The 24797-nt window shown below is 40.4% G+C and carries 25 protein-coding genes and 3 pseudogenes; 7 read left to right on the top strand and 21 right to left on the bottom strand.

Going from position 1 to position 24797, the window contains the following annotated elements; all coding sequences use genetic code 11:
* Both HNQ82_RS02360 and HNQ82_RS02355 read right to left on the bottom strand, forming a co-directional pair.
* Positions 1–299 (bottom strand): transposase family protein (locus HNQ82_RS02360; protein WP_183246817.1); only part of this gene is annotated, 299 nt, incomplete at its 3' end.
* Between the two features lie 137 nt (positions 300–436).
* Positions 437–1360, bottom strand: a complete 924-nt coding sequence (locus HNQ82_RS02355) for an AEC family transporter (RefSeq protein ID WP_183246815.1) — start codon at positions 1358–1360, stop codon at positions 437–439.
* An 88-nt stretch (positions 1361–1448) separates the two neighbouring features.
* Between HNQ82_RS02355 and HNQ82_RS02350 the strand changes: the two genes are divergently transcribed.
* Positions 1449–2018 carry a Uma2 family endonuclease gene (locus HNQ82_RS02350; RefSeq protein WP_183246813.1) on the top strand — a complete coding sequence of 190 codons (570 nt, stop codon included), beginning with the start codon at positions 1449–1451 and terminating at the stop codon, positions 2016–2018.
* Positions 2019–2061: 43 nt separating this feature from the next.
* Here the strand turns inward: HNQ82_RS02350 and HNQ82_RS02345 are convergent, their stop codons facing one another.
* Both HNQ82_RS02345 and HNQ82_RS02340 read right to left on the bottom strand, forming a co-directional pair.
* Positions 2062–3501 carry an aldehyde dehydrogenase family protein gene (locus tag HNQ82_RS02345; RefSeq protein ID WP_183246811.1) on the bottom strand — a complete coding sequence of 480 codons (1440 nt, stop codon included), beginning with the start codon at positions 3499–3501 and terminating at the stop codon, positions 2062–2064.
* Between the two features lie 186 nt (positions 3502–3687).
* Positions 3688–5085, bottom strand: coding sequence for a cryptochrome/photolyase family protein (locus HNQ82_RS02340; RefSeq protein WP_183246809.1), 1398 nt, complete (start codon positions 5083–5085; stop codon positions 3688–3690).
* Positions 5086–5174: 89 nt separating this feature from the next.
* Between HNQ82_RS02340 and HNQ82_RS02335 the strand changes: the two genes are divergently transcribed.
* Positions 5175–6635 carry a phytoene desaturase family protein gene (locus HNQ82_RS02335; RefSeq protein WP_183246807.1) on the top strand — a complete coding sequence of 487 codons (1461 nt, stop codon included), beginning with the start codon at positions 5175–5177 and terminating at the stop codon, positions 6633–6635.
* A gap of 22 nt (positions 6636–6657) precedes the next feature.
* On the opposite strand, the gene HNQ82_RS02330 is transcribed toward HNQ82_RS02335, so the two are convergent.
* On the bottom strand, positions 6658–7062 hold the full coding sequence (locus HNQ82_RS02330) for a protease complex subunit PrcB family protein (protein WP_246348816.1): 405 nt from the start codon (positions 7060–7062) through the stop codon (positions 6658–6660).
* Positions 7063–7188: 126 nt separating this feature from the next.
* Between HNQ82_RS02330 and HNQ82_RS02325 the strand changes: the two genes are divergently transcribed.
* Positions 7189–8676, top strand: coding sequence for a multicopper oxidase family protein (locus tag HNQ82_RS02325; RefSeq protein WP_183246803.1), 1488 nt, complete (start codon positions 7189–7191; stop codon positions 8674–8676).
* Positions 8677–8718: 42 nt separating this feature from the next.
* Here the strand turns inward: HNQ82_RS02325 and HNQ82_RS02320 are convergent.
* From HNQ82_RS02320 to HNQ82_RS02305, 4 genes and pseudogenes are all read right to left on the bottom strand, one after another.
* Positions 8719–8805: pseudogene (locus HNQ82_RS02320) on the bottom strand (copper-binding protein); the annotation flags it as partial.
* Positions 8806–8911: 106 nt separating this feature from the next.
* Positions 8912–10054, bottom strand: coding sequence for a hypothetical protein (locus HNQ82_RS02315; protein WP_183246801.1), 1143 nt, complete (start codon positions 10052–10054; stop codon positions 8912–8914).
* 43 nt (positions 10055–10097) lie between these two features.
* On the bottom strand, positions 10098–10793 hold the full coding sequence (locus tag HNQ82_RS02310; RefSeq protein WP_183246799.1) for an ATP-binding cassette domain-containing protein: 696 nt from the start codon (positions 10791–10793) through the stop codon (positions 10098–10100).
* Positions 10794–10803: 10 nt separating this feature from the next.
* Positions 10804–11430 carry a hypothetical protein gene (locus tag HNQ82_RS02305; RefSeq protein WP_183246797.1) on the bottom strand — a complete coding sequence of 209 codons (627 nt, stop codon included), beginning with the start codon at positions 11428–11430 and terminating at the stop codon, positions 10804–10806.
* 93 nt (positions 11431–11523) lie between these two features.
* On the opposite strand from HNQ82_RS02305, the gene HNQ82_RS02300 reads away from it, so the two are divergent.
* Positions 11524–12705, top strand: a complete 1182-nt coding sequence (locus tag HNQ82_RS02300) for an IS701 family transposase (RefSeq protein ID WP_183246795.1) — start codon at positions 11524–11526, stop codon at positions 12703–12705.
* 977 nt (positions 12706–13682) lie between these two features.
* Here the strand turns inward: HNQ82_RS02300 and copZ are convergent.
* The 3 genes from copZ to HNQ82_RS02285 are packed head-to-tail and all read right to left on the bottom strand — an operon-like array spanning position 13683 to position 16615.
* Complete coding sequence (gene copZ, locus HNQ82_RS02295; RefSeq protein WP_077428934.1) at positions 13683–13886, bottom strand: copper chaperone CopZ; 204 nt, start codon at positions 13884–13886, stop codon at positions 13683–13685.
* Positions 13887–13907: 21 nt separating this feature from the next.
* Positions 13908–16289 carry a heavy metal translocating P-type ATPase gene (locus HNQ82_RS02290; RefSeq protein WP_183246793.1) on the bottom strand — a complete coding sequence of 794 codons (2382 nt, stop codon included), beginning with the start codon at positions 16287–16289 and terminating at the stop codon, positions 13908–13910.
* Between the two features lie 14 nt (positions 16290–16303).
* Entirely contained in the window at positions 16304–16615 is a 312-nt protein-coding gene (locus tag HNQ82_RS02285) for a metal-sensing transcriptional repressor (protein ID WP_032101488.1), read from the bottom strand.
* Between the two features lie 246 nt (positions 16616–16861).
* Here HNQ82_RS02285 and HNQ82_RS14775 point away from each other — a divergent pair.
* Positions 16862–17048 (top strand): annotated as a pseudogene (locus tag HNQ82_RS14775) (IS1634 family transposase); the annotation flags it as partial.
* A 312-nt stretch (positions 17049–17360) separates the two neighbouring features.
* Here HNQ82_RS14775 and HNQ82_RS02280 read toward each other — a convergent pair.
* The 5 genes from HNQ82_RS02280 to HNQ82_RS02260 form a co-directional block, all read right to left on the bottom strand.
* A complete protein-coding gene (locus HNQ82_RS02280) occupies positions 17361–17633 on the bottom strand; it encodes a hypothetical protein (protein WP_021095624.1) in 273 nt (90 codons plus the stop codon).
* A 60-nt stretch (positions 17634–17693) separates the two neighbouring features.
* The gene (locus tag HNQ82_RS02275; RefSeq protein WP_183246791.1) at positions 17694–18428 is read right to left on the bottom strand and encodes a nucleotidyltransferase family protein; all 735 of its coding nucleotides are present in this window, start codon (positions 18426–18428) and stop codon (positions 17694–17696) included.
* A gap of 320 nt (positions 18429–18748) precedes the next feature.
* Complete coding sequence (locus HNQ82_RS02270; RefSeq protein WP_032101490.1) at positions 18749–19303, bottom strand: TVP38/TMEM64 family protein; 555 nt, start codon at positions 19301–19303, stop codon at positions 18749–18751.
* Positions 19304–19975 carry a response regulator gene (locus HNQ82_RS02265; protein ID WP_183246789.1) on the bottom strand — a complete coding sequence of 224 codons (672 nt, stop codon included), beginning with the start codon at positions 19973–19975 and terminating at the stop codon, positions 19304–19306.
* A 5-nt stretch (positions 19976–19980) separates the two neighbouring features.
* On the bottom strand, positions 19981–21354 hold the full coding sequence (locus HNQ82_RS02260) for an ATP-binding protein (protein WP_183246787.1): 1374 nt from the start codon (positions 21352–21354) through the stop codon (positions 19981–19983).
* 369 nt (positions 21355–21723) lie between these two features.
* Between HNQ82_RS02260 and HNQ82_RS02255 the strand changes: the two are divergent.
* A pseudogene (locus HNQ82_RS02255) lies at positions 21724–22043 on the top strand (IS701 family transposase); the annotation flags it as partial.
* A gap of 120 nt (positions 22044–22163) precedes the next feature.
* Here the strand turns inward: HNQ82_RS02255 and HNQ82_RS02250 are convergent.
* From HNQ82_RS02250 to HNQ82_RS14505, 3 genes are all read right to left on the bottom strand, one after another.
* A complete protein-coding gene (locus HNQ82_RS02250) occupies positions 22164–22448 on the bottom strand; it encodes a hypothetical protein (protein WP_183246784.1) in 285 nt (94 codons plus the stop codon).
* 11 nt (positions 22449–22459) lie between these two features.
* Positions 22460–22807 (bottom strand): hypothetical protein, encoded by a 348-nt coding sequence (locus HNQ82_RS02245; protein ID WP_183246782.1) that lies wholly within the window; start codon positions 22805–22807, stop codon positions 22460–22462.
* A 99-nt stretch (positions 22808–22906) separates the two neighbouring features.
* Positions 22907–23197, bottom strand: a complete 291-nt coding sequence (locus HNQ82_RS14505) for a hypothetical protein (RefSeq protein ID WP_246348814.1) — start codon at positions 23195–23197, stop codon at positions 22907–22909.
* A 558-nt stretch (positions 23198–23755) separates the two neighbouring features.
* Here HNQ82_RS14505 and HNQ82_RS02235 point away from each other — a divergent pair.
* Positions 23756–24037: a hypothetical protein gene (locus tag HNQ82_RS02235; protein ID WP_183246780.1), complete on the top strand. Its 282-nt coding sequence runs from the start codon at positions 23756–23758 to the stop codon at positions 24035–24037.
* 24 nt (positions 24038–24061) lie between these two features.
* On the opposite strand, the gene HNQ82_RS02230 is transcribed toward HNQ82_RS02235, so the two are convergent.
* Positions 24062–24784, bottom strand: coding sequence for a TspO/MBR family protein (locus tag HNQ82_RS02230; protein WP_183246778.1), 723 nt, complete (start codon positions 24782–24784; stop codon positions 24062–24064).
* Positions 24785–24797 lie beyond the last annotated feature (13 nt).

Below are 24797 nucleotides of genomic sequence, written 5' to 3'. Positions count from 1 at the left end.
CAAAATCGATTGGTGTAATGTTGATTGGGCTGAATCGATTCCAAAGAGGCAGAAAACACGTGGGAACAATTCCAGCACCGATAGCGCTTTACCTTTACGAACAAGTACACGGGTTGATGGAAAATCGCCAAATCCCGTACTTTTCTTGTCCGTCTGTCGTGGACAGAGGAAGTGGCAAACCCACAATGAGGGCAGTGTTCCCGTGTCTCTGTTTTCTCTACATGAATCGCATAACCATAGGAATGAAGTTCTTGTTTAATCACTTTAAATTCTGGCAATCCTAGTGGTATAGAAAGCACTTACGAGACCTCCTTAATGTTGATTTCTCCACTAACATTATTGCCAGGATCTCGTCAGTGCTTTCTCTTTTTTGTCACTAAATCACAAAATTTGGTGATGAACCATAAAAGAAGGCTCCTTTGGTACATGCAAACAATCAAAAATACAAATGCGCAAAACCAATCACACTCGCTACCGTCAACGGACTAAGCAAGGTAGATAAAAATACAGCTTGAGCTGCATATTCTGGATGATGGTTGTATTGTAATGCATACAACGCCGTATTTCGAGAACAAGGATATGCACTAGCAATGAGCAGCGCTTGGGCTGTCGTCCCTTTGATATGTAAAATCAAAATGATCAAAAAAGCAATCATAGGAGATAAAATAAGGCGACTGCCAATCGTTACAAACATGAGACGCGGAATACGTTTCATATTCATATAGGCAAGTTGAGCACCTAACGTCAGCAAAGCAATCGCTAAAAAGGCATCGGCTACATGTTCAAGTGGATGCCAAATAAACGAAGGAATTGAAATATGGAAAAATCGACAAATAACACCAAGGATTAGCGCATAAATAATTGGATTTTTCAAAAATTCACGAGTCATTTTCCCTTTATTTTCACTGGCAGAAATAAATTGAAACAACCCATATGTATTCGTTAAAAAATTTTGGAAAATAGTCACAAAAATTTGTACGGACAAACCTAACGGTTCGTGACGAAACACCAGTTGGCTTACTGGAATGCCAAAATTTCCGGAATTGTTAAGTACAATTGTATTTTGAAACGTCGCTCCTAAGCTGCGATCGAGCTTTAGCCATTTTGTCATCATCGCACTAAGGACGACGAGCATCCCAGCTTGTAAGACAAGAAAGAAAAGAACTCTGAACAATACATCGCTGTTCATGTCACTTTCATAAACGTTCACAAATCCAACCGCTGGAAGCAAAAAATACGTCGTAATTTTCGATAATGTATTCATGTCTAAATGAAACAACCGATGTAAATAAGCCCCTGCTCCAATCAATAAAAACAACGGCAAAATCACATCAACAACAATGTGGATGAACATGTTCAAGGACAGTCCTCCCCCTACACTCTATTAATTTCTTTTGTTAAACTTAAATTGTAACCAAACATATTTTTTAAAAAAAGAGGGTGAAACAATGGGTAATATCCCTGACTCGAACAAAATTTACTCTTACGCCGACTGGAAAACATGGGAAGGTCGCTGGGAATTGATAAATGGAAAACCATATAATATGACACCTGCTCCATCTTCGGAACATCAATTTGTAGTGGGAGAATTATATTTTGCATTGCGCCATTTTTTTCAAAATAAACATTGTTATGTTTTTATGGCACCATTTGATGTATTCCTTAGCAAACATGACACGTATGAAATCCCTGATGATATTGTTCAGCCCGATATTGCAGTTATTTGCAATAAAAAACAAATTGTTAAAAAAGGATGTTACGGACCGCCTACGCTTGTTGTCGAAGTATTATCCCCTTCAACCGCTTTAAAAGACTACAACGAAAAATTTTATACTTACCAACACTATCGAATTACCGAATATTGGATTGTTGATACTGCTAACAAAATGATTCATGTGTACGGTTTGCACGAAGGTGCGTATCAACGACACGCCACATACGGACAACGAGACACATTACATTCTGCACAATTTAAGGACTTAGCTATTCCACTAGAGTATGTATTTGAATGGCGTTAAAATGGCTCTTGTTTGGAATGACAAGAGCCGAGAGTTCCAATCTTTACCGATTTCGATTAAAAATAATCAGCTTTAATTCTGTCATTTCTTCTATTGCGTAGCGAATGCCTTCACGTCCAAATCCGCTTTCTTTTACCCCGCCATACGGCATATGATCGACGCGGAATGTTGGAATATCGTTAATGAGCACCCCGCCGACATGCAGTTTCTCCGCTGCTTCCCATGCGGTATGAACGTTATCTGTATATATGCCGGCTTGCAACCCATAGCGCGAGTCATTAACTCGTTCAATTGCTTCATCGACGGAAGACACTTGATTAATTAATACAATTGGCGCAAACACTTCTTGGCACGATACTTTCATTGTCGGTGCTGCATCTAAAATGACGGTCGGCAACAAAATATTCCCTTTTCTCTCCCCACCAATCGCAACAACAGCACCATTTTGTTTCGCCTCTTCAATCCATTGTAGTGAACGCTCGACATCTTTTTCGGAAATAAGCGCAGAAACGTCTGTGCTTGGGTCAAGCGGGTCGCCGACTTTCAACTGCTTCACCGCTTCAATAAACTTTTCAACGAACTCTTTATACCGATTTTTATGCACATAAATGCGTTGCAACGAAATGCACACTTGCCCTTGAAACGAAAACGCACCGACGACACACCGTGGAATAATTCGGTCGACGTCGACTTGTTCATCAACGATAACTGCGGAGTTTGACCCTAACTCTAGCGTCACACGTTTTAAGCCGGCTTTGTTGCGAATGCCAACGCCTACCTCTGGACTTCCGGTAAACGTCACCATACTCACGCGTGGGTCAGTGACAATTTGGTCACCGACCGTTTTTCCGCTTCCGGTCACAACATTCAGCGCTCCTTTTGGCAGTCCTGCCTGTTCAAACAGCTTGGCGATAAAATAGGCAGAAAGCGGTGTTTGGCTTGCTGGTTTTAGAACAACTGTATTTCCAGAGGCAATCGCAGGACCTAGCTTGTGCGCCACTAAGTTCATTGGAAAATTAAACGGCGTAATCGCTCCAATGACTCCAATTGGCTCTCGCATCGTAAATGCGACGCGATGCTCCCCGCCTGGTGCGGCATCAAGCGGAATCGTCTCTCCGTAGATTCGTTTCGCTTCTTCCGCAGCAAATTTGTACGTTTGAATCGTTCGTGCTACTTCCGCTTTAGCCGTCGTGATTGGTTTTGCTGCTTCTTTCGCAATTAGCATGGCCGCTTCTTCCGCACGTTGTTGCAATAGCAAAACAACTCGCTCTAAAATCGCCGCCCGCTCATGCGCTGGCATCTTTGCCATCGTCCGCTGCGCTTCGTACGCTGCCGCAATCGCCCGCTTCACATCTTGCTCTGTCGCGAGCGGAATCTCCGCCAACACTTCGCCCGAATACGGGGATAAAAGTTTGGTGTACGACTGTGCTTCGATCCACTCACCGTTAATATAGAACTTCTTTCTTTCGATTGCTGTTCTCATCTCGTTTCCCGTCCCTTCTTCGTTTATTCCTTACTTAAATATACGATCATTCCTTTGTTGACGACATATGTCTAGCATAGATGACATTTATTTCTATTCTTTTTTCTTTGTTTATAATCCTTCACAAACCTTACGTCTTAGTCGCAAAAAAATGAAAAGCCCACTTCATCAAGCGGGCTTTTATACTCACTCATTTATCTGAAATAACGCAATCGCACGTTGGCGTTGCAGTCGATGATCGACTGTCGGCGCAGGATAATCGATATTGAGGTTGCTTTTCCACGGTTCATGAATATGTCGCGAAGGGAAAGAAGCAAGTTCATGAACATATGTGCGAATATATGTGCCGTCTGGGTCGAATTTTTTCGACTGTTCAATCGGATTAAAGACGCGAAAATACGGTACGGCATCCGTCCCAACAGAAGCAGCCCATTGCCACCCTCCGATATTTGATGCTTCATCATAGTCAATTAACATGCGCTGAAAATATTGCTCGCCCATGCGCCAATCGATCAAATAATCTTTTGTTAAAAACGACGCCACGATCATACGAAGACGATTATGCATCCACCCTTCTTCTTTTAATTGGCGCATCCCCGCATCAACAAGTGGAAAACCTGTTTTTCCTTCTTTCCAAGCTTGAAACCGTTCATTATCGCGTGACCATGGAAGATGGCGATATTTTTCTATAAACGCTTCTGTTTTTGTAAATGGAAAATGCGCGTAAATCATATGGTAAAAATCGCGCCAAGCTAATTCTTTTATATATGTTTCTACCGCTTCGTCATAGCCATTGCCAAATTGTTGCGCAACAGCATGAAACACTGTCCGAATCGAAATCGTCCCTGTTTTTAAATGTGGGGATAATCGACTCGTTCCCGCAACGCTTGGAATATCGCGCTTTTTGTCATAATGTGGAAGAGCTATTTCAATAAACTGTTGTAACGCGATAAACGCATCTTGTTCGCTCGTACGTTCCCAGTACTTTGTACATTGCGCAAGCCACATCGCAAACGTGCGCTCATCATCTTCCGAAAGCGGTGTGATGTGTAACATATGCATGCGCAACAAATCGCTGTCAACGGAAATAGGAAAACGTTTCGGACGTTTCCGCCAAGCACGATAATATGGTGTATATACTTTATAAGGAGTTCCGTCTGCTTTTTTCACATCAAATGCGCCGTGCATATGGGCATCATCATATGTATACACTTCCACCCCATGCTTTTGTAACAACGCCTGAACGTAATCGTCCCGCTCTTTTCCTCGCCCGACTTCGTCTTTATTAAAAAATACGGCATTCATCCGTGTACAACGAATTAGTCGAACAAATACATCATCAATATCTCCATACAAAATGTGTACATGTATCCCATATTGTTGACGCAACGTTTGTCGAAACTGCTCTACTGTTTGAAAAAAATATTCATGGTGATACGTGCGTTCTTTTGCAAAATAAGGGTCAAAGTGAAAGAAAAAAAGAAGTTTCCCTTGTCTTTCTTTCGCCCAATGAAGCGCGTGCACGAGCGCTGTATGATCGTGCAGACGAAAATCTCGGCGAAACCAAACAACTGCTGTATGCATGTATCCCATCCTTTCATCTTTTACACACTTTCATTGTACAATATTTGTTCAATGATTGTATAATAAAAAGAAAAAAGAAGGTGACTATATTGTACGATGTCATAATCGTTGGAACAGGATTTGGCGGAATAACGACAAGCGCCCTTCTTGCGAAAAAAGGATATCGCACATTGACGCTTGAAGCCGCAAACGAACTCGGCGGATGCGCAGGAAAATTTGAACGGCAATCGTTTCGCTTTCAAGCAGGAGCGACACTCGGTATGGGTTTTGAAGAAGGGGGCATATTTTCGCAACTATTTCATGAACTCGATATGTCTGTCCCTCCTGTTCATTCATTACACACCGTGATGGATGTACACTTTTCTGAGCGGACGATTCGCTATTACCAACAAAAAGAGCGTTGGTTCGAAGAAATTGCCCTACAGTTTCCAAAAGATAGCGGAGCCATCGTCCGTTTTTTTGAAGAAATGTTTTCTCTTGCAGATGCACTCCTTTCTTTTATATATAAACGACCGATGATCCCACCAAAAACGATGAAACATATATTCGAAGTGATACAAAAAGCAGATCGAAAATTATTGAGCGCCACACCGTTTTTATTTCAATCGATTGCAAAACGCCTGCAACATTATGGCATTCGCGACGAGACGTTTATCGCTTTTTTAAACGGCCAACTCGTTGATAGTGTGCAAACAACGATTGAACATTGTCCTGCTTTACTTGGCGCCGTTGCCTTAAGCATCTTTCATCGCGGTGCATTTTACGTTGAGGGCGGTCTCGCAACCGTTGTTCATGCACTTGCACAACGTTACAAACAACTTGGCGGAGAACTACGGATGCGTGAGAAAGTCATTTCCATTCGCAAAGAGCGCCATTGGCTTGTGACGACAAATCGAAAACAAACATACGAAGCGAAACATGTTGTATTTAACGGCTCTGTCCATAGTATTTTTGCCATTTTAGATGATTCTATTAAACGCTCATTTTCTATTCGCGAAGAAAAAGAAAAAAAGCGCCCGGCTTGGGGAGCGTTTACGATTTACATGGGAGTGGACGATGATTTCCAAACAGATAGCTTATACCATCAATTTATCATTGACAAAACAAAACCGATGAGTGAAGGCAATCAATTTCTATTGTCCACTTCCGCACCGTTCGATCGACAAATGGCACCTTTAGGAAAGCGTTCCATTACGATTTCAACGCATACCGACCCGCTTCGCTGGTGGGATCGCGATGCGTACGATAAAAAGAAAAACGTGCTTGCAAAACATATACTAAAGCACGTTCATGAGACATTTCCTTTGACAAACATACATGTCCAATTGATCGGTACACCTGTGACATTTGCTCGATTTACACACCGTGCGTTCGGAAAAGTAGGTGGCTATATTCCAAACGGTCCCTTCAGTTTGTTGTCCACGCATACACCACAAACGAATGTCGAAGGCCTTTGGCTTTGCGGAGATACTGTATTTCCTGGTGCAGGCTCGCTTAGTTGCGCGTTATCAGGGTGGATCGTGGCGGATGCGATTGCTATGGTCAAATAGCTCTATGCATGAAGCATAGGGCTTATTTTTTCTTTATTTCGATCGGAATCGCTGTTTTTATTTTTATAGCGACTTTCGGATACGTTAACGCTTGTGTAACGATTGCATCTGGTGCTGGCTTTTGTTCTTTATAATAGACGATTGCTTTGCCTTTTTTATATCGGACCTCGGTAACTTCAACCCCATATCCTCCTGTTTTTCTTTCTCCGAGATGAATGATCGCATACGTCATGTCATCTTGTTGAACCGTGTACACTTTAAATTGTTTATGTTGTTTATCATATAACGCTTTTACATGTGGTGGAAGCTGTTCGCCTGTTACAACTTCGTACGCGATGGTTTCTCCCTCTTTATATCGTTCATCCGCTTTTGATACACCGCAAGCAGAGAGAAACAAAATGCTAAATACAAAAAAACATTTTTTCATACACATTCTCCTTTTTTCTTTTTCTTCTTCATCTTATGCTGAAACGAGAACCGTCATCCACATTCATAAATTCTCCATATTTTTATTTTACAATAGTGGCAATAAGATTTAGAAAGGGGAAATAAAATGTTACGACAACTGTTTATATTGGCTGTGCTCGCTACGTTCACCGCTGCATGCACAAATCATTCTCCACATCATTCAACAGAGCATAAAGAAAAAACGAAACGATCGGACGTATTGTCCGGACAAGAAATTCATCTTGTTGCAAAAGAGGCGCAGTTGCAAATAAATGACAACATAACCGTTCCTGTTTATACGTATAACGGTTCCGTTCCCGGAGCGCAAATTCGCGTAAAGCAAGGAGAGCGCGTAAAAATTGTCTTTAAAAATGAATTACCAGAACCGACGGCCATTCATTGGCACGGCTATCCTGTTCCAATTAACCAAGATGGCGTACCTGGCGTCACAATGGACGCAGTCAAACCTGGCGAAACATTTACGTATGAATTTACGGCAACGATCCCTGGGACATATTGGTATCATTCGCATCAAAAAAGCGCCGAGCAAGTGGATAAAGGGTTATACGGCACTCTGATCGTCGAACCGAAAAAGGAAGAAAAAGTCGATCGAGACTATACGCTAGTGCTAGACGAATGGATGAGTCAACCAGAAACATCGTCAACAAACGGACATGCTCAGCATACAAATATGCATCACGGTGGCAATGGGATGATGCATGATATGAGCATGTACGATATTTTCACTATAAACGGAAAGAGCGGAACGGCCATTGAACCGTTAAAAGTAAAAAAAGAAGAAAAAGTACGGCTTCGCCTAATTAACGCAGGGTACATGTCCCACAAGCTTCATTTGCACGGACATGAGTTTCAAATTGTCGCAACGGATGGTCAGCCGATCAACAGCCCACAACCAATCAAAGACGAATTGTTAAATATCGCTCCCGGCGAGCGTTACGACATTGAATTTATAGCGAATAATCCAGGCGAATGGTTACTAGAATGCCATGGAAATATGAAAGGCACCGATGGCATGAAAGTGAAAATTCAATACGAAGGACAAACAAGCCATACGGACAAAGCAAGTGCAAAAGAAACGCTTCCTGTTGTAGATATAACGACATACGGAAAACAGAAACCGGCTCGATTTACATTAGACCAAACATATGATGTCGAATACACAATGAATTTAGGAACAGCAATGGGCAAAAATGGGGTGGTTTTCACGATTAACGGGAAAACGTATCCTGACACAGCTACAGTTAACGTGAAAAAAGGCGATCTCGTCAAAGTAAAATTCGTGAACCATTCACCTATGGACGTCCACCCGATGCATTTACACGGACATTTCTTCCAAGTATTAAGCAAAAACGGGAAGCCTATTACAGGCTCTCCATTGATTAAAGATACGTTAAATATAAATCCGGGTGAAGAATATGTCGTCGCATTTCAAGCAGATAATTCAGGGAATTGGATGTTCCATTGCCACGACTTGCACCATGCGTCAGCGGGAATGGTGACAGAGGTCAAATATACCGACTACAAATCGGACTATACCCCAGATCCGAATGACACAACGAATAAAGGGGAGTAGAAAAGAGGGTGCCCAACACGTTTGGACACCCTCTTTTCTCCCTCACTTCACATCATATCCTTGCTCTTCAATCACTTCTTTCAGTTTTTCTACGCTTACTTTTGTTTCATCATAATCTACATTAACCGTATCCTTGGTTTCAGATCGCTTCGCAAAAAGACAAACGCATCGCTGACGAGGGGATACAAACGTATGAGTTGTGCCTCCCACATTCACTCTTAATCCAATTGAATTATTAATGGAGCCATGTCATTTCTATATAAGGAAAAGAGTACAGTACCCCCCCTAGAGCATATAGCATCGCTCTGAAAAACTTTTTTTCTGTATAATTAAATAATACATTTTTCAGAGGTAAACATCCCCAAATCAACAAAAAGGAAAGCGGTAGCTTTATCAAAATTGAAAAACTTAAAATGATAGGCACTAACATAAAAATAAGGTGGCATATATATTTTCTTTTCACATACTGTCTCAAGTTGATATGAAAAACGAGACTTTTTTTCATTGTTTCTAACTCATATTTGTTCAATTTCGTCAACATATGATCCGTGAAAAAAATGACTAAAAAAATGTAAACCACTTCGTAATAAAAATGGTCTAGCCAAATTCCTGCCATGCTAAATAGTAACAAAGTTGTTACGTAAGCAAAAAAATCTTTCTGATAGTACCTGATTTTTAAAGCTTCCCTCATGAAGTAAAATGAATAATCTTGATCATAATACTTCAGCAATAACTTTGTATTTGATGACACTTTTTTTGTTGTGAGTAACTGTTGAATCTCCAATATTTTACTTATATCTTTATTTAACAGTCCCTCTCCCATTTTAGACATAATTTGATAGTAGCGATGCAATAATGAATAGTCTAGCGATTTCAAAGAAAACAAATGTATAATCATCGCCACAAACATCAAAGCTGGAATTATTATCGCCTTTACATAAATCGCTATGAAACCTAACACCACTGTACTCATCATGAGCAACTGAACATACAATATTTCATATTGATAACGCATGAAACATAGGTAATTAAAAAGAACATTAGCTAATAGAGCTATAATCAACGATATGCTGACTTGTTGCATGAATAGCATATAGACGATCAAAAAAACGATGCTGGGGAAAATCATTTTCATGAGCAAATATCGCTTAAATTTTTTAAAATCAAAAAGCCGATACTGAAAAATTTGAAACGGAACATTTATGATCGGGTTATTTTGAAATAACTTGACTACCCCATAAACAAAAATCAAATAAGGAGCATAGTGATTAACGATATTCCCATAAACACGACTCAAATCGATTGCTACGGGAACAAGAAAAAACATGGCAACAATCATCCCAACGACATAGAAAGGATATTGTTTGACGATCCGCATCCCTTTTCTCATTTGATTGAGTATAAAATAATATACGATATGACTATTCATAACTATCACCAATGATTTGAGTAATTGTTGACCGTCCAATTTCATTAGGAAGATAACGAATAACGTTCTTATCTTTAATGATTAAATATTCATCGCAAATGGCTTCTAAACTATCCAAGTCATGGCTAGAAACAACAATAATTCTGTTCGGACTTTTTTGAGATATTAATAATTTTTCCAATGTATTCACTTGGATTGGATCAAGGGTAATAAAAGGTTCATCCAATAACAGCAACTTACTCCCTCTTAAATACCCAAAGGCAATACCAAACCTTTGAAGCGTCCCCCTCGAAAGCGCATGAGGAAAATAATCAATGTAGTCTCCCAACTTAAACAGGTCGACAATTCCTTCTATTTTCTTTTGTGCTTTTGTTTTTTGAAGCCCCTTAATTTTACATAAAAACAACATTTGTTCGTACATCGTCAAATCTTGAAAAAAAGAGTGATCATCGCTAATGAACGTAGCATCCAAATCAAAATAATCTTTGTTTTTAATGGAAACATCCCCCCAAAAAATATCTCCGTATTCTTCTTTTTTCAAACGTACGATCGTTTTTAACAATGTTGTCTTTCCCGCTCCGTTTCTCCCGATTAGACCATATATTTTATTCTCTTGAAATTGATAGCTTAAGTCGCGAAAGATCACTCTTTCATTGTATTTTATAGTGATATGTTCTAACCGTAACATATGTTCGCCCTCACTTATTTATTTCGAATAAAATACATTTTTGATTCTGATCCAAAATATAAAAATTACTAAAAAATTCACGAATATTTGATCTAAACAAGAACTTGTTCTTATGGGTACGGTTCAAATCTAACAGTAGATGTATATCGCCGTTATGGAAATTTAAGATTGTTGAGTAATTAATAATTTTTTTCGTTTTTACGTATCGAATAGTTCCCTTCAATATCCTAGACGTATCAATATAAACTAATTTTTCCAAGAAAACGGGATACGTTTTTCTTAGATCTATTTTGTTAGAAAAACAAATTTTCTGACCATCCTGACCTACGAAACAAAAAACATCGCCATCATCTAGCGTATGGACTTCTTGTCTTTCATAAAAATATTGTAAAAAAACATTAAATAAAAGTATTATATCTTTTTCTTCGAGCATAATGTAGTCAAATTCGTCAAATACACTCGTGTAATCCATAAAATTTAATATATTTGTTGAAACGAATTCTTCTATTTGCTCTTTGTATATCTCTTTTCCACAATCATATTGCAGGACATCCCATTCACCGTTTTCTCGCTGAAAAAAAATGGTCATTATAATATTTTCAATTAAAAAACTGTAGATGAGTAAATTTGCTAACATAAATTTACAACCAAACAAAAAAGAAGACATGAACCCGATTCCTTGATTAGAATAGATGTGTCACCAAACCATTCACAAGGAGGTTCATGTCTCATGAATAGATTAGCACATCACCAAGGAATCCACAAGTTTTTGACGATGTTGGGGTTGGCGCTTTATTTCTCGAAACCTGTCATGAAGCATCTCGTTCATATCGTGGATGCGATGATTACAAAGGGCTTTTCGGGAACATTGACCGATCTTCATCATGGGAGCTTTCATCCGCACCACCGCACGACACTGAGCCATTTTTTCACGAAAAGCCCATGGGAGGAAGAGACGCTGCTTCGCAAACTCCAGCAGTGGGTGCTTCATCGTGTCGAACGCAGCTCGAAACGAGAGAATCAACCCATTTTTGTTTCGATCGATGATACGATTTGCCAAAAAACGAAGCCCTCGTCACGGGCAACACACGCCATTCAAGGGTGTGATTGGCACTATTGTCACGCAGAGAAAAAATCGATCTGGGGACATTCTCTCGTTTGGCTCATGGTTCATACGATGATCCAAGCGTTTCCTTTTGCCTTTCGCCTCTACGACAAGACGGCGGGGAAAAGCAAAGGGGAACTCGCGATCGAGATGCTTTCTTCGTTGGATGTGAGTCGCCCCGTTTATGTGCTCATGGACTCTTGGTATCCATCGAAAACCCTCGTGGGAGCCTGCTTGAAAAAAGGGTTCCATGTCATCGCGATGCTCAAGACAAACCGGATTCTCTATCCGAACGGCGTTGCCGTCCAAGCGAAGCAGTTAGCCCGCTCCATCGAACCGAAAGACACTCGCCTCGTCACGGTGGGAGAAGAGCGTTATCGCGTCTATCGTTACGAAGGAGCGCTCAACGGTCTCGACCATGCGGTGGTGCTGCTCGCTTGGAAAGCCAATCAGCCGATGACATCGGAACATCTTCACTGCGTCTTAAGCACCAGCCGGGAGCTAAGCGATGAAGACATCTTGCGCTACTATGCTGCACGTTGGTCGATCGAATGTTTTTTCCGTCAAGCGAAAGACCAGCTGAAACTCGATGGATACCGCGTTCGCGGGCGTCGGGCGGTAAAATGGTATTGGATTCTGGTACAACTGACTTATGTGTACAGTATGTTCGAGTCCAACGGTGATTTCTCTACCGGGCTTGACTTTCTCCGAACGAACAAAGCACATCGTCTTGTAGAATTTATCTACGGTGCAGCGAAACAAAATATTCCCATTGATGCCGTGAAAAAACAGCTCCATGTGGCATAAGGGGTACCCCGTTTGTCTCTTTTTAAATGGTAATTATTGTAACAAAAATTGCTCAACTACAGTTACTTTTGTATTTGCTTTAAGCTTCAAAAACATAAACATATCCCCCCTCAAAAATTAGGGCATACAAAAATGCATGCCCTAATTTTTTAGCCATTTTAAACAGCCAACAAATATTGGTTCCAGCAAGCGGTAAGTAGTCTCGACTTAAAAGGTGTAATGTAACATCCAGCAATTTGAGAATTAATCGTTTTAGGAGTTACAAAATTCATCATATTCACCACCTTTCTTATTACAAAATGGAATTAAAAACCTACAATTCTATTATTATTTAATTTAAGAAAAACAATCAATATAAACAGTTTATGTTTCAAAAAAATACAAAATTTAAGAGGTACTGTCAAAAGCTTTAAAGACGTACCCCGATTTTTTGTCGATCTTACGCGATGAATGATAAGAATGGGACCCAAAGGCCAACTATGCGAAAGCGAAGGTGATGGATTCGTTGGGGCGCGAAGACGAGGTGGATCGCATTGTCTTGGAGCGTCTGGCCAAAAGCATTTCGCGATTCCTTTCTCCTGACTCATGAATCGTGGCCGAACGTAAGAGACGAATGCGAGCGTCTCATGCTTGAGCATTTTTCTTTAAAAAACGGAGACCTTGATCAACGAACCGAACTGACGGCCAAACAATCGCAACTCTTTGCGGCTCTAGAAGACCGGTGATTTAATGAAAAATCAGTTCTTCTCTCACAACAGAAAATGCGGATGAAGCGAAAATCATGGTTTTTAACCGGCCTTCTAGATACACGCCCGAAGTGTGCCCAAATGACTCCGTTCCTTTTTGTATCAAGGGGCGAGAGGCATTTTGTTTGCCTAGTGACTATCGAACTCGGGTTCATTATTCTTCATAAAAAGAAAAAACCTTTCGATACTAAAAAAGGGCATCCCTTCGACAGAGGAATACCCTTTTCTCCCTCACTTCACATCATATCCTTGCTCTTCAATCGCTTCTTTTAGTTTTTCTACGCTTACTTTTGTTTCATCATACTCGACATCAACGGTACCTTCTTGCAAATGCACTTCGACGCGGCTGACGCCATCTAGTTCTTGAAGCGCATTTGTTACCGCTGCTTTGCAATGTCCGCATGTCATTCCTTGTACTTGTAATGTAATGGTCATTGTCCATTCCTCCTTGAATGTTTATAGTTTCACGCGTTTCAAACGAAGCGCGTTTGTCACAACGGATACAGAGCTAAATGCCATCGCTGCCCCAGCGATCCACGGTTGTAACAATCCAGCTGCAGCGACGGGAATGCCAACGCTATTATAAAATAATGCCCAAAACAAGTTTTGACGAATATTGCGCATCGTTTGCCGACTCAGTTCAATCGCTTTTGGAATGTGCAGCAAATCGCCGCCAACGAGCGTCACATCTGCCGTTTCAATCGCGACATCTGCTCCTGTGCCAATCGCCATCCCAATATCCGCTTTCGCAAGCGCTGGGGCGTCATTAATTCCATCACCGACCATCGCGACTCGTTTCCCTTGTTTTTGCAGCTGTTCAACAATCGTCGCTTTCTGTTCTGGAAGCACTTCCGAATACACATGTTCTATGCCGACTTGTTTGGCGATTGCTTCCGCTGTTCGTTTGTTATCGCCTGTCACCATATATACATCGATGCCCATTTGTTTTAATGTCGCAATCGCTTGTTTTGATGTTTCCTTGATCGTATCGGCAACAGCGATCATTCCAGCAAGCTGTCCATCGATCGCAACAAGCATGACCGTTTTTCCTTCGCTTTCAAGCTTTATCATTGTTGGCTCATGTTCGGCAATATTGACCGCACGTTCGTTCATTAACTTGCGCGTGCCGATGAGCACGTGCTTTCCGTTCACCGTTGCTTCAATTCCATGCCCAACAAGCGCAGAAAATTGCGTCAACGGTTGCGCGACGATTCCGTTTGCTTTTCCGTACGCCACAATCGCTTGTGCTAGCGGATGTTCAGAAGCACTTTCGGCGGAAACAGCATGCTCAAGCATATGTTCTTGAAATGACAAAACATCAGTCACTTCTGGTTTTCCTTTTGTTACGGTCCCGGTTTTATCGAGTAGCACCGCGTTAATTTTATGCGTTCCTTCTAAATACTCACCCCCTTTAAAAAGAATGCCATGTTCCGCCCCTTTTCCTGTACCGACCATAATCGACGTCGGCGTCGCAAGGCCGAGTGCACAAGGACACGCAATAACAAGAACAGCAATCGCCACTTCCAGCGCGGTTGGTAAATCATTTGGCGCCACAACGAAATACCAAATGAGAAAGGATAGTATGGCAATGCCGACAACGATTGGAACGAAAATGCCGGAAATCGTATCCGCCATCCGCTGAATCGGCGCTTTCGACCCTTGCGCCTCTTCGACGATTTTAATAATATTGGCAAGTGCGGTATCTTTTCCGACTTTTTCTGCGCGAATCGTTAGTATTCCGTTCGTGTTGATTGTTGCACCGATCACGAAGTCCCCTTCTTTTTTATCTACCGGAATCGATTCGCCGGTAATCATCGATTCGTCAACTGAAGAAGAGCCGGCGATCACCGTACCGTCCACCGGGATTTTTTCTCCTGGCTTGACAAGGATTGTATCGCCGATTACTACTTCCTCTAACGGAACTTTTCTTTCTTCCCCATTACGGATGACAGTCGCTTCTTTTGCTTGCAAGCTAAGTAGCTTGGAAATCGCTTCCGTCGTTCTCCCTTTCGCAAGCGCTTCAAAGTATTTGCCGACAAGCACAAGCGTAATCAAGACGGCGCTCGTTTCAAAATATAAGCGCGGTTCATGATTCGTGAGCGCCCGCAACGTTTCAAATAAACTATAAAAATAAGCAGCCGATGTGCCAAGTGCGACAAGAACGTCCATATTCGCGCTCTTGTTTCGTAACGCCCGGTACGCTCCGACATAAAACGGAGCACCGATATAAAACTGAACCGGTGTTGCTAATAAAAGCTGAACCCATGGATTCATTAATATGTGCGGCATCGGCAAGCCTATATCAAATGGCATATGGGTAACCATCGTATAAAGCAAAGGTAAGGATAAAAGGATAGAAATAACAAGTTGCCGTTGTTTTTGCTTAAGCCGTTCTTCGTTCCGACTAGCATCGTTTCGTTCGTCGGTTCGAATGTGCCCTTTGTACCCAAGCTTTTTGATTTTTTCTAAAATGTATTCGACTGATGTAACGCCTTCTTTATATTCGACAACCGCACTGTTTGTCGCTAAGTTTACTGTTGCGCTCGTTACACCTTCCATCCGCTGTAACCCTTTTTCAATCCGTGTCGCACATGCGGCACATGTCATGCCTTCAATATCAAGCGTCACTTTTTCAGCCGCCACGCCATACCCTAACTTTTCAATTTTCGCTTCAATATCGGCAAGGCTACATTTATTCGGGTCGTATTGAACAGTCGCTTTTTCCATCGCTAAATTGACGGTCGCTTCTACCCCGTCCATTTTATTGATCACTTTTTCAATGCGGGTAGAGCAGGCAGCACATGTCATGCCAGTCACCTTTAGTGTCACCGTTCGCATCCATTTTCCCTCCCTTACTTTGAAAATTGCTTAATAACATCCATAAGCTCACGAATGGACGTTTCGCTATTTCCTTCGCGAATCGCTTTCGATACACAATGGCTGACGTGTCGTTCTAATAAGTTCAATCCAACCTTATTTAATGCGGCCGTAATCGCAGAAATTTGTACTAAAATATCGATGCAATACCGATTGTCCTCGACCATTTTTTGCACCCCGCGCACTTGTCCTTCAATGCGCTTCAAGCGCTTGATAATGCTTTCGATTTCCTGTTCCGTTCGTGGAACCATTTTTTCATCCATATTGTGATCTTCACAATGGCTCATCAAACATCACCTCTTCAATTACATTATACCGGTAATGGGTATATAAAGCAACGAAAGTGTTGACAACATTATTATCGTCAACGTTTTCCCATGATCTATTCACTTTTGGTAGATTTTTTATGAAACAAAAATTCTATCACTTCAGTTTGTCGAGAGGGTGCGAAATGTAAATTATAAAAACTTTACTCGTGGTGCTAGTTGAGCGCTAGCGCTCAACTAGCACCACAGGTCAATTATAATATAGGCATGTACATACGACGAGTCATACGCAAAAACAAAGATGGAACGATCATGGCCTATCTCCAGCCTGCTCACAACGAATTGGAACCCGAAGTCCAAATATGCGAAAGCGAAGGTGATGGATTCGTTCGGGCACGAAGACGAGGTGGATCGCGCTGTCTTGGAGCGTTTGGCCAAAAGTTGCGATTCCTTTCCCCTGACTCATGAATCATATCCGAAAGTAAGAAAAGAGTGTGAGCGTCTCATGCTTGGACATTTTTCTTCCAAAAACAGAGACTTTTCTCAACGAATCGAACTGACGGACAAACAGACTCAACTCTTTGCGGCTCTAGGGCTGAAACCTCCTCCGAAGATTCTATGCATCCATCCTCGCACCTAGATACACGCCCGAAGTATGCCCAAATGCCTCTCGTCCCTTTTGTATCAACGGATGAGAGACATTTAGTTTGCCTAGTCACTGTCGAACTCAGGCATGACAATCAAAACAAAAAGAAAACCACCTCTTTTATAAGGTGGTCTTTGGTTCACGCCGGATATATTTTTCTTTCAGGTTCAAAGCTTTCACAAAAGTTTCAACTGATCTCGTCACAGTAGCAGGTCCGATTGTCCTTTGTGTTCTTCTAAATGTTTGAAGATCTCTTGCACCATATACTCCAATGCTTGCTTCTGGTGTTTTAGAACGAATGTATTTGTAGGCTATTTTAGCCTCTTTTGTTGACGGTAATTCCAGAATAACCGACTTATCATCCGCAGCAGAAATAATATAAACTTTGCTCATTTTTCATTTCCCCCACTTATTACGTGAATTATACCCGACTGATACCTAACTTTACCCATTTTAATATTGGTCAACGTCATCAATATCTTCATCATTTTCATCTAAATATTTGTTTGAAAATGCTTGTTCATAAATATAGTCTACATATGACTTAATTGCAACTTCATCGCTATTAGGAAATCTTGGAACACTTTCAAGCCACTTACTCAAATCCAACGCATATTGATTTAATTGATCATTATCCATTTTGTATATTTGTTCATGTAAATATTCATTCAATAATGCATGTGTTCTTGTCCAAAATTGAATTTCAATAGGGAAAACATAATTATTTGGTCTTATATAAACGTGAATAGCTTTATACCCATCATCATTAGTTTTCCCTAATGTTTGATCAACAATGTTGCATGCATCTTGTCCATACGGACAACATGTTACAAATTCATGAACTATCTGTTTCAACTCTGCAGTCTCTGCTTTAATAATAAATCGTATTCCTAAAATGTCGTTTGCAATTTTGTAGAGCTGTTTTGTCAATTGATTACGTTCTAATTTCAGCTTTATTGATACAGGATCCTTGTAACGGTAAGTAAAGTCAATTTCAGGAATATGTTTAATTAATTCAACGATTTTATCTGGATATTCTGCTGTATTTAAATAATACTCTTCTACCTTATTTTTTAGTTCCTCAAAAAGTTCTTCGTCAAAACCTTTGTATCTGCGAGAAGTCTTGATTTCCGGCCCATGTTCAATAATTTTTTCTATAATTCCCCAAATTCCTTCATACGGCAACATAAAATTTCCCCTGCCAGATAAAAAATCTTAACTATATAAGTTGAATTTTTGTTTTACATCCAGATGATTACCTGCCAAGCTATACCGTATCAGCTCGTATCCAGATGAAAACAGAAACAAAAAAATCAGAAATTCTTTATTGCAACTTATATACTAATAGCATAACGTGATTAACGTATGTTGTAAATTATCATTACAGGGAGAGAGTCCTTTTTGCATCTTTTTTGCTCATCCCCCTTCTGTTCAAGGGACCTTCCCCTTGAAATATATGAAAGAGGATTTAGCGCCCTCCTACAAACATTTTACTCATGCTGGGGCGTTTACGTCTTGTTCTGAACAACTTTTTTCCAAGTAAATAAAAATAAAAAAACAGCTAGAAATGTTGATATGACTTTCCCTTGCCATGTCCAATTCATCACTTGATACACCGAATATGCCTCTAACAACAGTGCGGGCAGCTTCCCAATCGAGCTGGCGGCTGTAAAAAGAAGGAGCGACATGCGCCCGATAGCGGCAACGAACGTGACCATTCCGGATGGAACAAATGGAAGAAGACGCAACGATAAAACAAGTAAAAACGCTTCTTTTCCTTCTGCCATAAGCAAACGTTTCACTTTCGGATAGGAAAACCATTTTGTTTCTGAAAATTGGCGAAACCCTTTTCGATATAAAACGAAAGATACAATCGCCCCAACAGCCTCCCCGACAAACGATAAAAAAGTACCTTTCCAAAAACCGAATACCGCCAAGTTAGCGGCAGTGAGAAAGACGCTCGGGACAACGCCTAAAATACTAATGATGACATTCATTGCGATACTGATTAAAAAAGCAAATGGTTCATATGTTCGGAATAACGCAATCATCTGTTGTTCCATTTATGCCTCCCATTTATATCCTACCCCCCAAACGGTTTGCAGAAACTGATCAATCGGGAAACCAGCTTGGCGAAGTTTTTCGCGAATATTTTTTACGTGCGAATCGACGGTTCGTTCTTCTGTATTGGCATTATACCCCCATAATGTCACGATCAGTTGCTCGCGGCTAAATACTCGATTTGGATGTTTGAGAAAAATCCCTAAAATAGCAAACTCCTTTGGCGTGAGGGAAATATCGCGCTCGGCATATTGAACTTTATGCTGCGCTTCGTCCCAAACTAAGCCGTAAAACTCTAGTTTCGCTTGTTTTCCGACCGAACGGCGCAATACTGCCTCCATCCGAGCGAGCAATTCGGATTCGTCAAACGGTTTTGTAATATAATCATCTGCGCCGATTTTTAGCCCTTGGACAACGTCTGTCGTCGCATCTCTTGCGGTGACCATAATAATCGGAACGTTCGAAAACTCTCGTATTTGTTTGCACGTTTCCCATCCGTCCATCTCTGGCATCATGACATCAAGCAACACCAGATCCGCTTTATTATTTTCTAAATAGCGAATCGCCGCTACTCCTGACTCGCATTTCACACAACGGTACCCGTTCGGAGTAAGATACAGCTCTAATAAATTTAACATTCGTTTTTCGTCATCAACCAATAAAACCGTGTACACCTTCATCAACCCCTCGGCAATGTAATGAGCATAGTTGTTCCTTTTCCGAATTCGCTTGTGGCGGAAATCGAACCGCCGTGCGCTTCGACAATTTCTTTTACAATCGCCAATCCAAGCCCCGTTCCTCCGCCTATTCGCGATCTTGATTTATCGACTCGGTAAAGCCGTTCAAAAATATGCGGCAAATCTGCTTCAGGAATCCCTATTCCTTCGTCGGAAATCATGATGATTACGTTCTTTTTCTCTCGTTTGACATTCATCGAAACGGTAGAACCTTCATGGGAATATTTTAACGCATTGTCTAAAAGGTTGGTCATCACTTGTTCAAATCGCTGTCGGTCGATATGGACGGTAACGTTTTCCTCGCAACGATAAATAAGCGCCATTTGTTTCGCCTGAAACGCAGGAGCCATTTTCTCGTATATTTTTTTCAAAAAAAGGCACAACGGGGTTGGCTCTTTCTCGATGTGAAACGAATGTCGGTCCATTTTCGCAAGCTCAAACAAATCTTTCACTAACTTTTGCATATGCTCGGCTTCTTCATAAATAATGGACAAATAGTTCGCTCGTTCTTCCTCGGCGATGTTCGGTCTGCGCGCAATGTCCGCATATCCTTTCACATATGTTAACGGTGTGCGCAACTCATGTGAAATGCTCGCTAAAAATTCGTTTCGTTCTTTTTTCAAATGTTCCAAATCGGTCGCAAGGGTTTGAATCGCCTTTCCGAGCTGCGCTAACTCGTCTTCCCCTTTTACTTGCAGGCGAACAGAAAAATCTCCTTTGCTTAGTTTCTCAGTCGCTTGTTTCATCCGAATGAGCGGAATCGTAATGACTCTTGATAAGAAAAAAATCGTCATAATCGTCAAAAAGACAGAAACAACTCCAACGACGAGAAAATGATGTTTTAATTTGGAAATCATATTTTGAATGGAAGCCGTCCGCTGAAACATATACACATACCCTTTTGTCTTTCCTTCCATCCGAATCGGGCTGGCGGTAGCGATATACGGTTGTTTTTTCCAGTTGTTTTGCACCACCATCCCGCTATGAGAAATGTGGCGAACATCGACAGACGGAATGAGTTTTTTCGCAAACGGCAAAATGCGATCAGAAAAATATAAAATATTCCCTTTCGCATCGGTAATAACGACATCCGTTTCCGCTTCCGACTCCATCATCACGACATGTTCTAACGTGGAAAGATGATAGCTTTTTTCCAATACATCCCGATGATTATTCCCTCTTGCCAACAACTGCTCAAATTCCTCATTAATTCTCGCGTTCACAAGCGTCACATACAACGACGCAAATAACACCGTTTCGATTCCTAGCACAAAAACAAAAAACAATAGCCCTAACTTAAATGAAAGTTTTCGCACGAAGATTCCTTCCTTACAGGCGTTTTTCTTTATTATAGCAGAAAAAATATGGAGAAAATGTGGAGGAACGACATGCGCCTGTGAGGTTGAGACAGGGGACTGCACGATATCTAACCAGATTAGCAAAAAGAAGTAACCAGCTTCATCCGTTAGTTTTAGGGAAGTGGTTACTTTTCTTGGTTTAGCTTATATAGTGATAATCAATGTCCACATTCCAATGATGCCTATTCCTTAAGTAACTTAATTTAGCTTCTGTAGATGAGCAAATTCACTAACATAAATTTACATTGAAACAAAAAGGAAACATGAACCCGATTCCTTGTTTAGAATAGATGTATCCACAACTATCGACAAGGAGGTTCATGTCTCATGAATCGATTAGCACATCATCAAGGAATTCACAAGTTTTTGACGATGCTGAGGTTACCACTTTATTTTTCAAAACCGGTCATGAAGCATCTCGCGCACATTGTGGATGCGATGATGACAAAGGGCTTTTCAGGAACGCTGACCGATCTTCATCATGGGAGCTTTCATCCGAACCATCGCACAACACTGAGCCATTTTTTCACGAAAAGTCCGTGTGATGAAGAAACATTGTTTCGCCAACTCCAGAAGTGGGTGCTTCATCGTGTCGAACGCATAGCTAAACAGAACAATCACCCCTTTTTGTTTCGATCGATGATACGGGTAGCGGCTCGCTTAGGTGTCGATGACTCCAATAAAAAAGGAGCTGTCCAATCAGTAGATTGTTACACTATTGGACGCCCCGTTCGACATGTGCCTGGCACTTAATTAAGCATGACAAGTTACGTATCATTTTTTCCAAATTTTCTTTCGATTTCATCTTTAATTTTCCTCTTTGTATTTCTAAAACCAACTAAAATAAGCAACACATATACAATAACAACAATTCCAATACGTAGATAAGGATGAATGAAATCAAAAAGAGTTGTGTAAATAAAGATAAACATTAATAATATAGGAACAACAACATAAACAATATGACTAGTATCCTTTTTCTTAACAGCATAAAATAGTTGCCAATAGATAAAGATTACGAGGAAAATTCCGTTTATTTCGTAAGCTCCCACTATAAGCCCTCCTAGTTGCCTGCAGCTGAGTACCCTTTTCTAAAACCATTCGCAAATATGGCTATGTCAGGTATGAAGCCCCATATTCCTATCGCTTTAATCGCTCCTTTAGCTACTCCTTTGGCTACCATTTGTGTTGCTGCTTTTTCGATCCTTCCAACTTCTAATCGTGTTTCTGCTTTAGAAATACGCATTTCTACTTCTGCTCGTGCATTTTTAGCTCCCTTAATCCCTCCCCCAACAGCCGGACCTACCTTACTAGCAGTATTAGCAGCACCACTCCAATCAATTCCATACGAAGCCGCTACATCCTTTAATCCTTGTTTAATTCCTGATTCAATTCTATTCCATGTAGACATTGCTAACCATCCTTTCCACTAGAAATAAAATGTAGTGATAAGTAATGAATAGCTGTACATTTATTTATCTTGAATTAAGAAAAATCCAAACAGTATCTCTTATGTTTTTTGATCAAAATGATAGCTATAAGAATTAAAATACTTCTTACCATATGAAAGCTTTTCCCGTCTTATACGAAAAGCACCCTCAGCCAGCTTCCTACCATTTAACAAATACACGAAAAATTTATATTCATTCGCTTTTTGAACATGCTCTAAGAGCTGATTGTGTTCAAATAAAATAACATGTGCAAAAGTTCTTTGATAACCTCCACCCTTTCCAGCCGGTATAACGTCTATATTACCGTATACCATTGTATTATTTTGCTCAATAACGATGACAACAGGCATATCTTTTTTACATAAAGAAATTCTATAAACACACATAATTCCCGATCATAAACGCTAAAATCACTTGTTGGTTGTAATGGAAAAAGCACTCCTTGATGATTTTTTTCCACCCCCATGCATGTTAAGCATTTCACTAGGCGAGTATCCTGAAAATACTCATTCATTTTTGCTAATAGGTTGGTACTTATTTCAAGAATTTTTTGCTTCCTAAAGGAAATACTTAATACTTCTTCCTCCCCCTTTTCTATTACATGACTTAAATCAAAAAAACCATCAGTCGACTCGATACGACAAGAACTTTCCTTGAACTTTACCTCAATCTCCCTTAAAAAAGGTAAATACAATTTCACAACAAACACATCCAATCGTCGCAATATTCACAATAAAATTCTATCCTTATTTTTTTTCGTCTGTAAATATATTATAATAAAACACCCATGAGGAAGTTTTTCTCGCCACCCAAGCATGAAAATAACCGTTCATGAACCCTTTATTTTCACAGAAAAAAAGGTAAAATTTAAGTGATATATCAAAAATAACAAAGGGACGGAGGAGGAAGTGGAAACACTAGTCACGATGTGTTTTGAATTTGTAGGAGGATTGTTAAATTTTTTGCTGTTAGGTCAGTTTGATTACCTCATAGCAAAACGAAGATTGAAACATATGCAAAAAACAAGAATTATTGAAACACAAAAATCGTTCGACAAAAACACTGTAAAGCGTTTGTTACAAGATCCGAACATTTCTACCTATTTATATTCAAGAACAAATTACAAAAAACTGTTGCATGATAAAGATATGCAAAAACAGTTCAACGAAGCGATCAGCAAATATGTATAAATCGCCCACGACAAAGGTGGACGATTATGTTTTTTCTTTGTATAAAGATGCTGTGCTAATTAATATGACTCCTGCCAACAAAAATGAAACGTATGCGACAAGTGACGCAGCACCTTGATTTTTCACGCCAATTCCAACAAACGCCCAAACAAATACAAGTGGATATATGTAATCGTGTTGCCGAACCATGAAGAGAAGAGCTAAAGTTGTTGCAACAAGTAACATCGCAATCGCCCAAAATACTTCAGGTAACCCGAGTCCGTCCCAACCATTGTATTTTAAAACAAAGGAAATGTTTGCAATTGTCGCAACGCTAATCCAACTGAGATACACAGAAAATGGGAGCAAATCAAGACTTGTTGAATTCGTACGTTTAACAGCCATATACAACGAAATAAGTGTCAAAAGAAGAAGAAGCATCACAATAACAGAAAAAAGAAAATATTCATAATGCCATACAACAATCCATAACGCATTAAGCATACAGCTAGCGACAAAAGGAATAAACGCTTGGCGGTACATAGGTAAATGGCGACGAGAAGTTGGGATTTGTCTAAAAATCCAAATCGCTAATAGCACATAAATAAAGCCCCAAATCGAAAATACGTACCCTGCAGGTGTAAACAAGACGTTAACTTTACGCGATATGTCTCCTGTCGTCTGACCGTTTAACGGAAGCCACTCAGCTATCACATTAACAAACACCATCACGACATACGCTATAACATAACCAATAAGTCGCCCCATCGCTATCCTCCAA

Origin of the sequence: Anoxybacillus tengchongensis (assembly GCF_014201585.1) — a bacterium.
Taxonomy (GTDB): domain Bacteria; phylum Bacillota; class Bacilli; order Bacillales; family Anoxybacillaceae; genus Anoxybacillus; species Anoxybacillus tengchongensis.
Note: the sequence above shows the minus strand (reverse complement) of the source record. Positions and strands in the feature narration are given on the sequence as shown.

Bases quoted from the DNA above. Each gene is read 5' to 3' on its own strand.
- HNQ82_RS02350 (WP_183246813.1), top strand. From the start codon at position 1,449: ATGGGTAATATCCCTGACTCGAACAAAATTTACTCTTACGCCGACTGG.
- HNQ82_RS02345 (WP_183246811.1), bottom strand. From the start codon at position 3,501: ATGAGAACAGCAATCGAAAGAAAGAAGTTCTATATTAACGGTGAGTGG.
- HNQ82_RS02340 (WP_183246809.1), bottom strand. From the start codon at position 5,085: ATGCATACAGCAGTTGTTTGGTTTCGCCGAGATTTTCGTCTGCACGAT.
- HNQ82_RS02330 (WP_246348816.1), bottom strand. From the start codon at position 7,062: ATGAAAAAATGTTTTTTTGTATTTAGCATTTTGTTTCTCTCTGCTTGC.
- HNQ82_RS02325 (WP_183246803.1), top strand. From the start codon at position 7,189: ATGTTACGACAACTGTTTATATTGGCTGTGCTCGCTACGTTCACCGCT.
- HNQ82_RS02315 (WP_183246801.1), bottom strand. From the start codon at position 10,054: ATGCGGATCGTCAAACAATATCCTTTCTATGTCGTTGGGATGATTGTT.
- HNQ82_RS02310 (WP_183246799.1), bottom strand. From the start codon at position 10,793: ATGTTACGGTTAGAACATATCACTATAAAATACAATGAAAGAGTGATC.
- HNQ82_RS02305 (WP_183246797.1), bottom strand. From the start codon at position 11,430: ATGTTAGCAAATTTACTCATCTACAGTTTTTTAATTGAAAATATTATA.
- HNQ82_RS02300 (WP_183246795.1), top strand. From the start codon at position 11,524: ATGAATAGATTAGCACATCACCAAGGAATCCACAAGTTTTTGACGATG.
- copZ (WP_077428934.1), bottom strand. From the start codon at position 13,886: ATGACCATTACATTACAAGTACAAGGAATGACATGCGGACATTGCAAA.
- HNQ82_RS02290 (WP_183246793.1), bottom strand. From the start codon at position 16,289: ATGCGAACGGTGACACTAAAGGTGACTGGCATGACATGTGCTGCCTGC.
- HNQ82_RS02285 (WP_032101488.1), bottom strand. From the start codon at position 16,615: ATGAGCCATTGTGAAGATCACAATATGGATGAAAAAATGGTTCCACGA.
- HNQ82_RS02280 (WP_021095624.1), bottom strand. From the start codon at position 17,633: ATGAGCAAAGTTTATATTATTTCTGCTGCGGATGATAAGTCGGTTATT.
- HNQ82_RS02275 (WP_183246791.1), bottom strand. From the start codon at position 18,428: ATGTTGCCGTATGAAGGAATTTGGGGAATTATAGAAAAAATTATTGAA.
- HNQ82_RS02270 (WP_032101490.1), bottom strand. From the start codon at position 19,303: ATGGAACAACAGATGATTGCGTTATTCCGAACATATGAACCATTTGCT.
- HNQ82_RS02245 (WP_183246782.1), bottom strand. From the start codon at position 22,807: ATGTCTACATGGAATAGAATTGAATCAGGAATTAAACAAGGATTAAAG.
- HNQ82_RS14505 (WP_246348814.1), bottom strand. From the start codon at position 23,197: ATGCCTGTTGTCATCGTTATTGAGCAAAATAATACAATGGTATACGGT.
- HNQ82_RS02230 (WP_183246778.1), bottom strand. From the start codon at position 24,784: ATGGGGCGACTTATTGGTTATGTTATAGCGTATGTCGTGATGGTGTTT.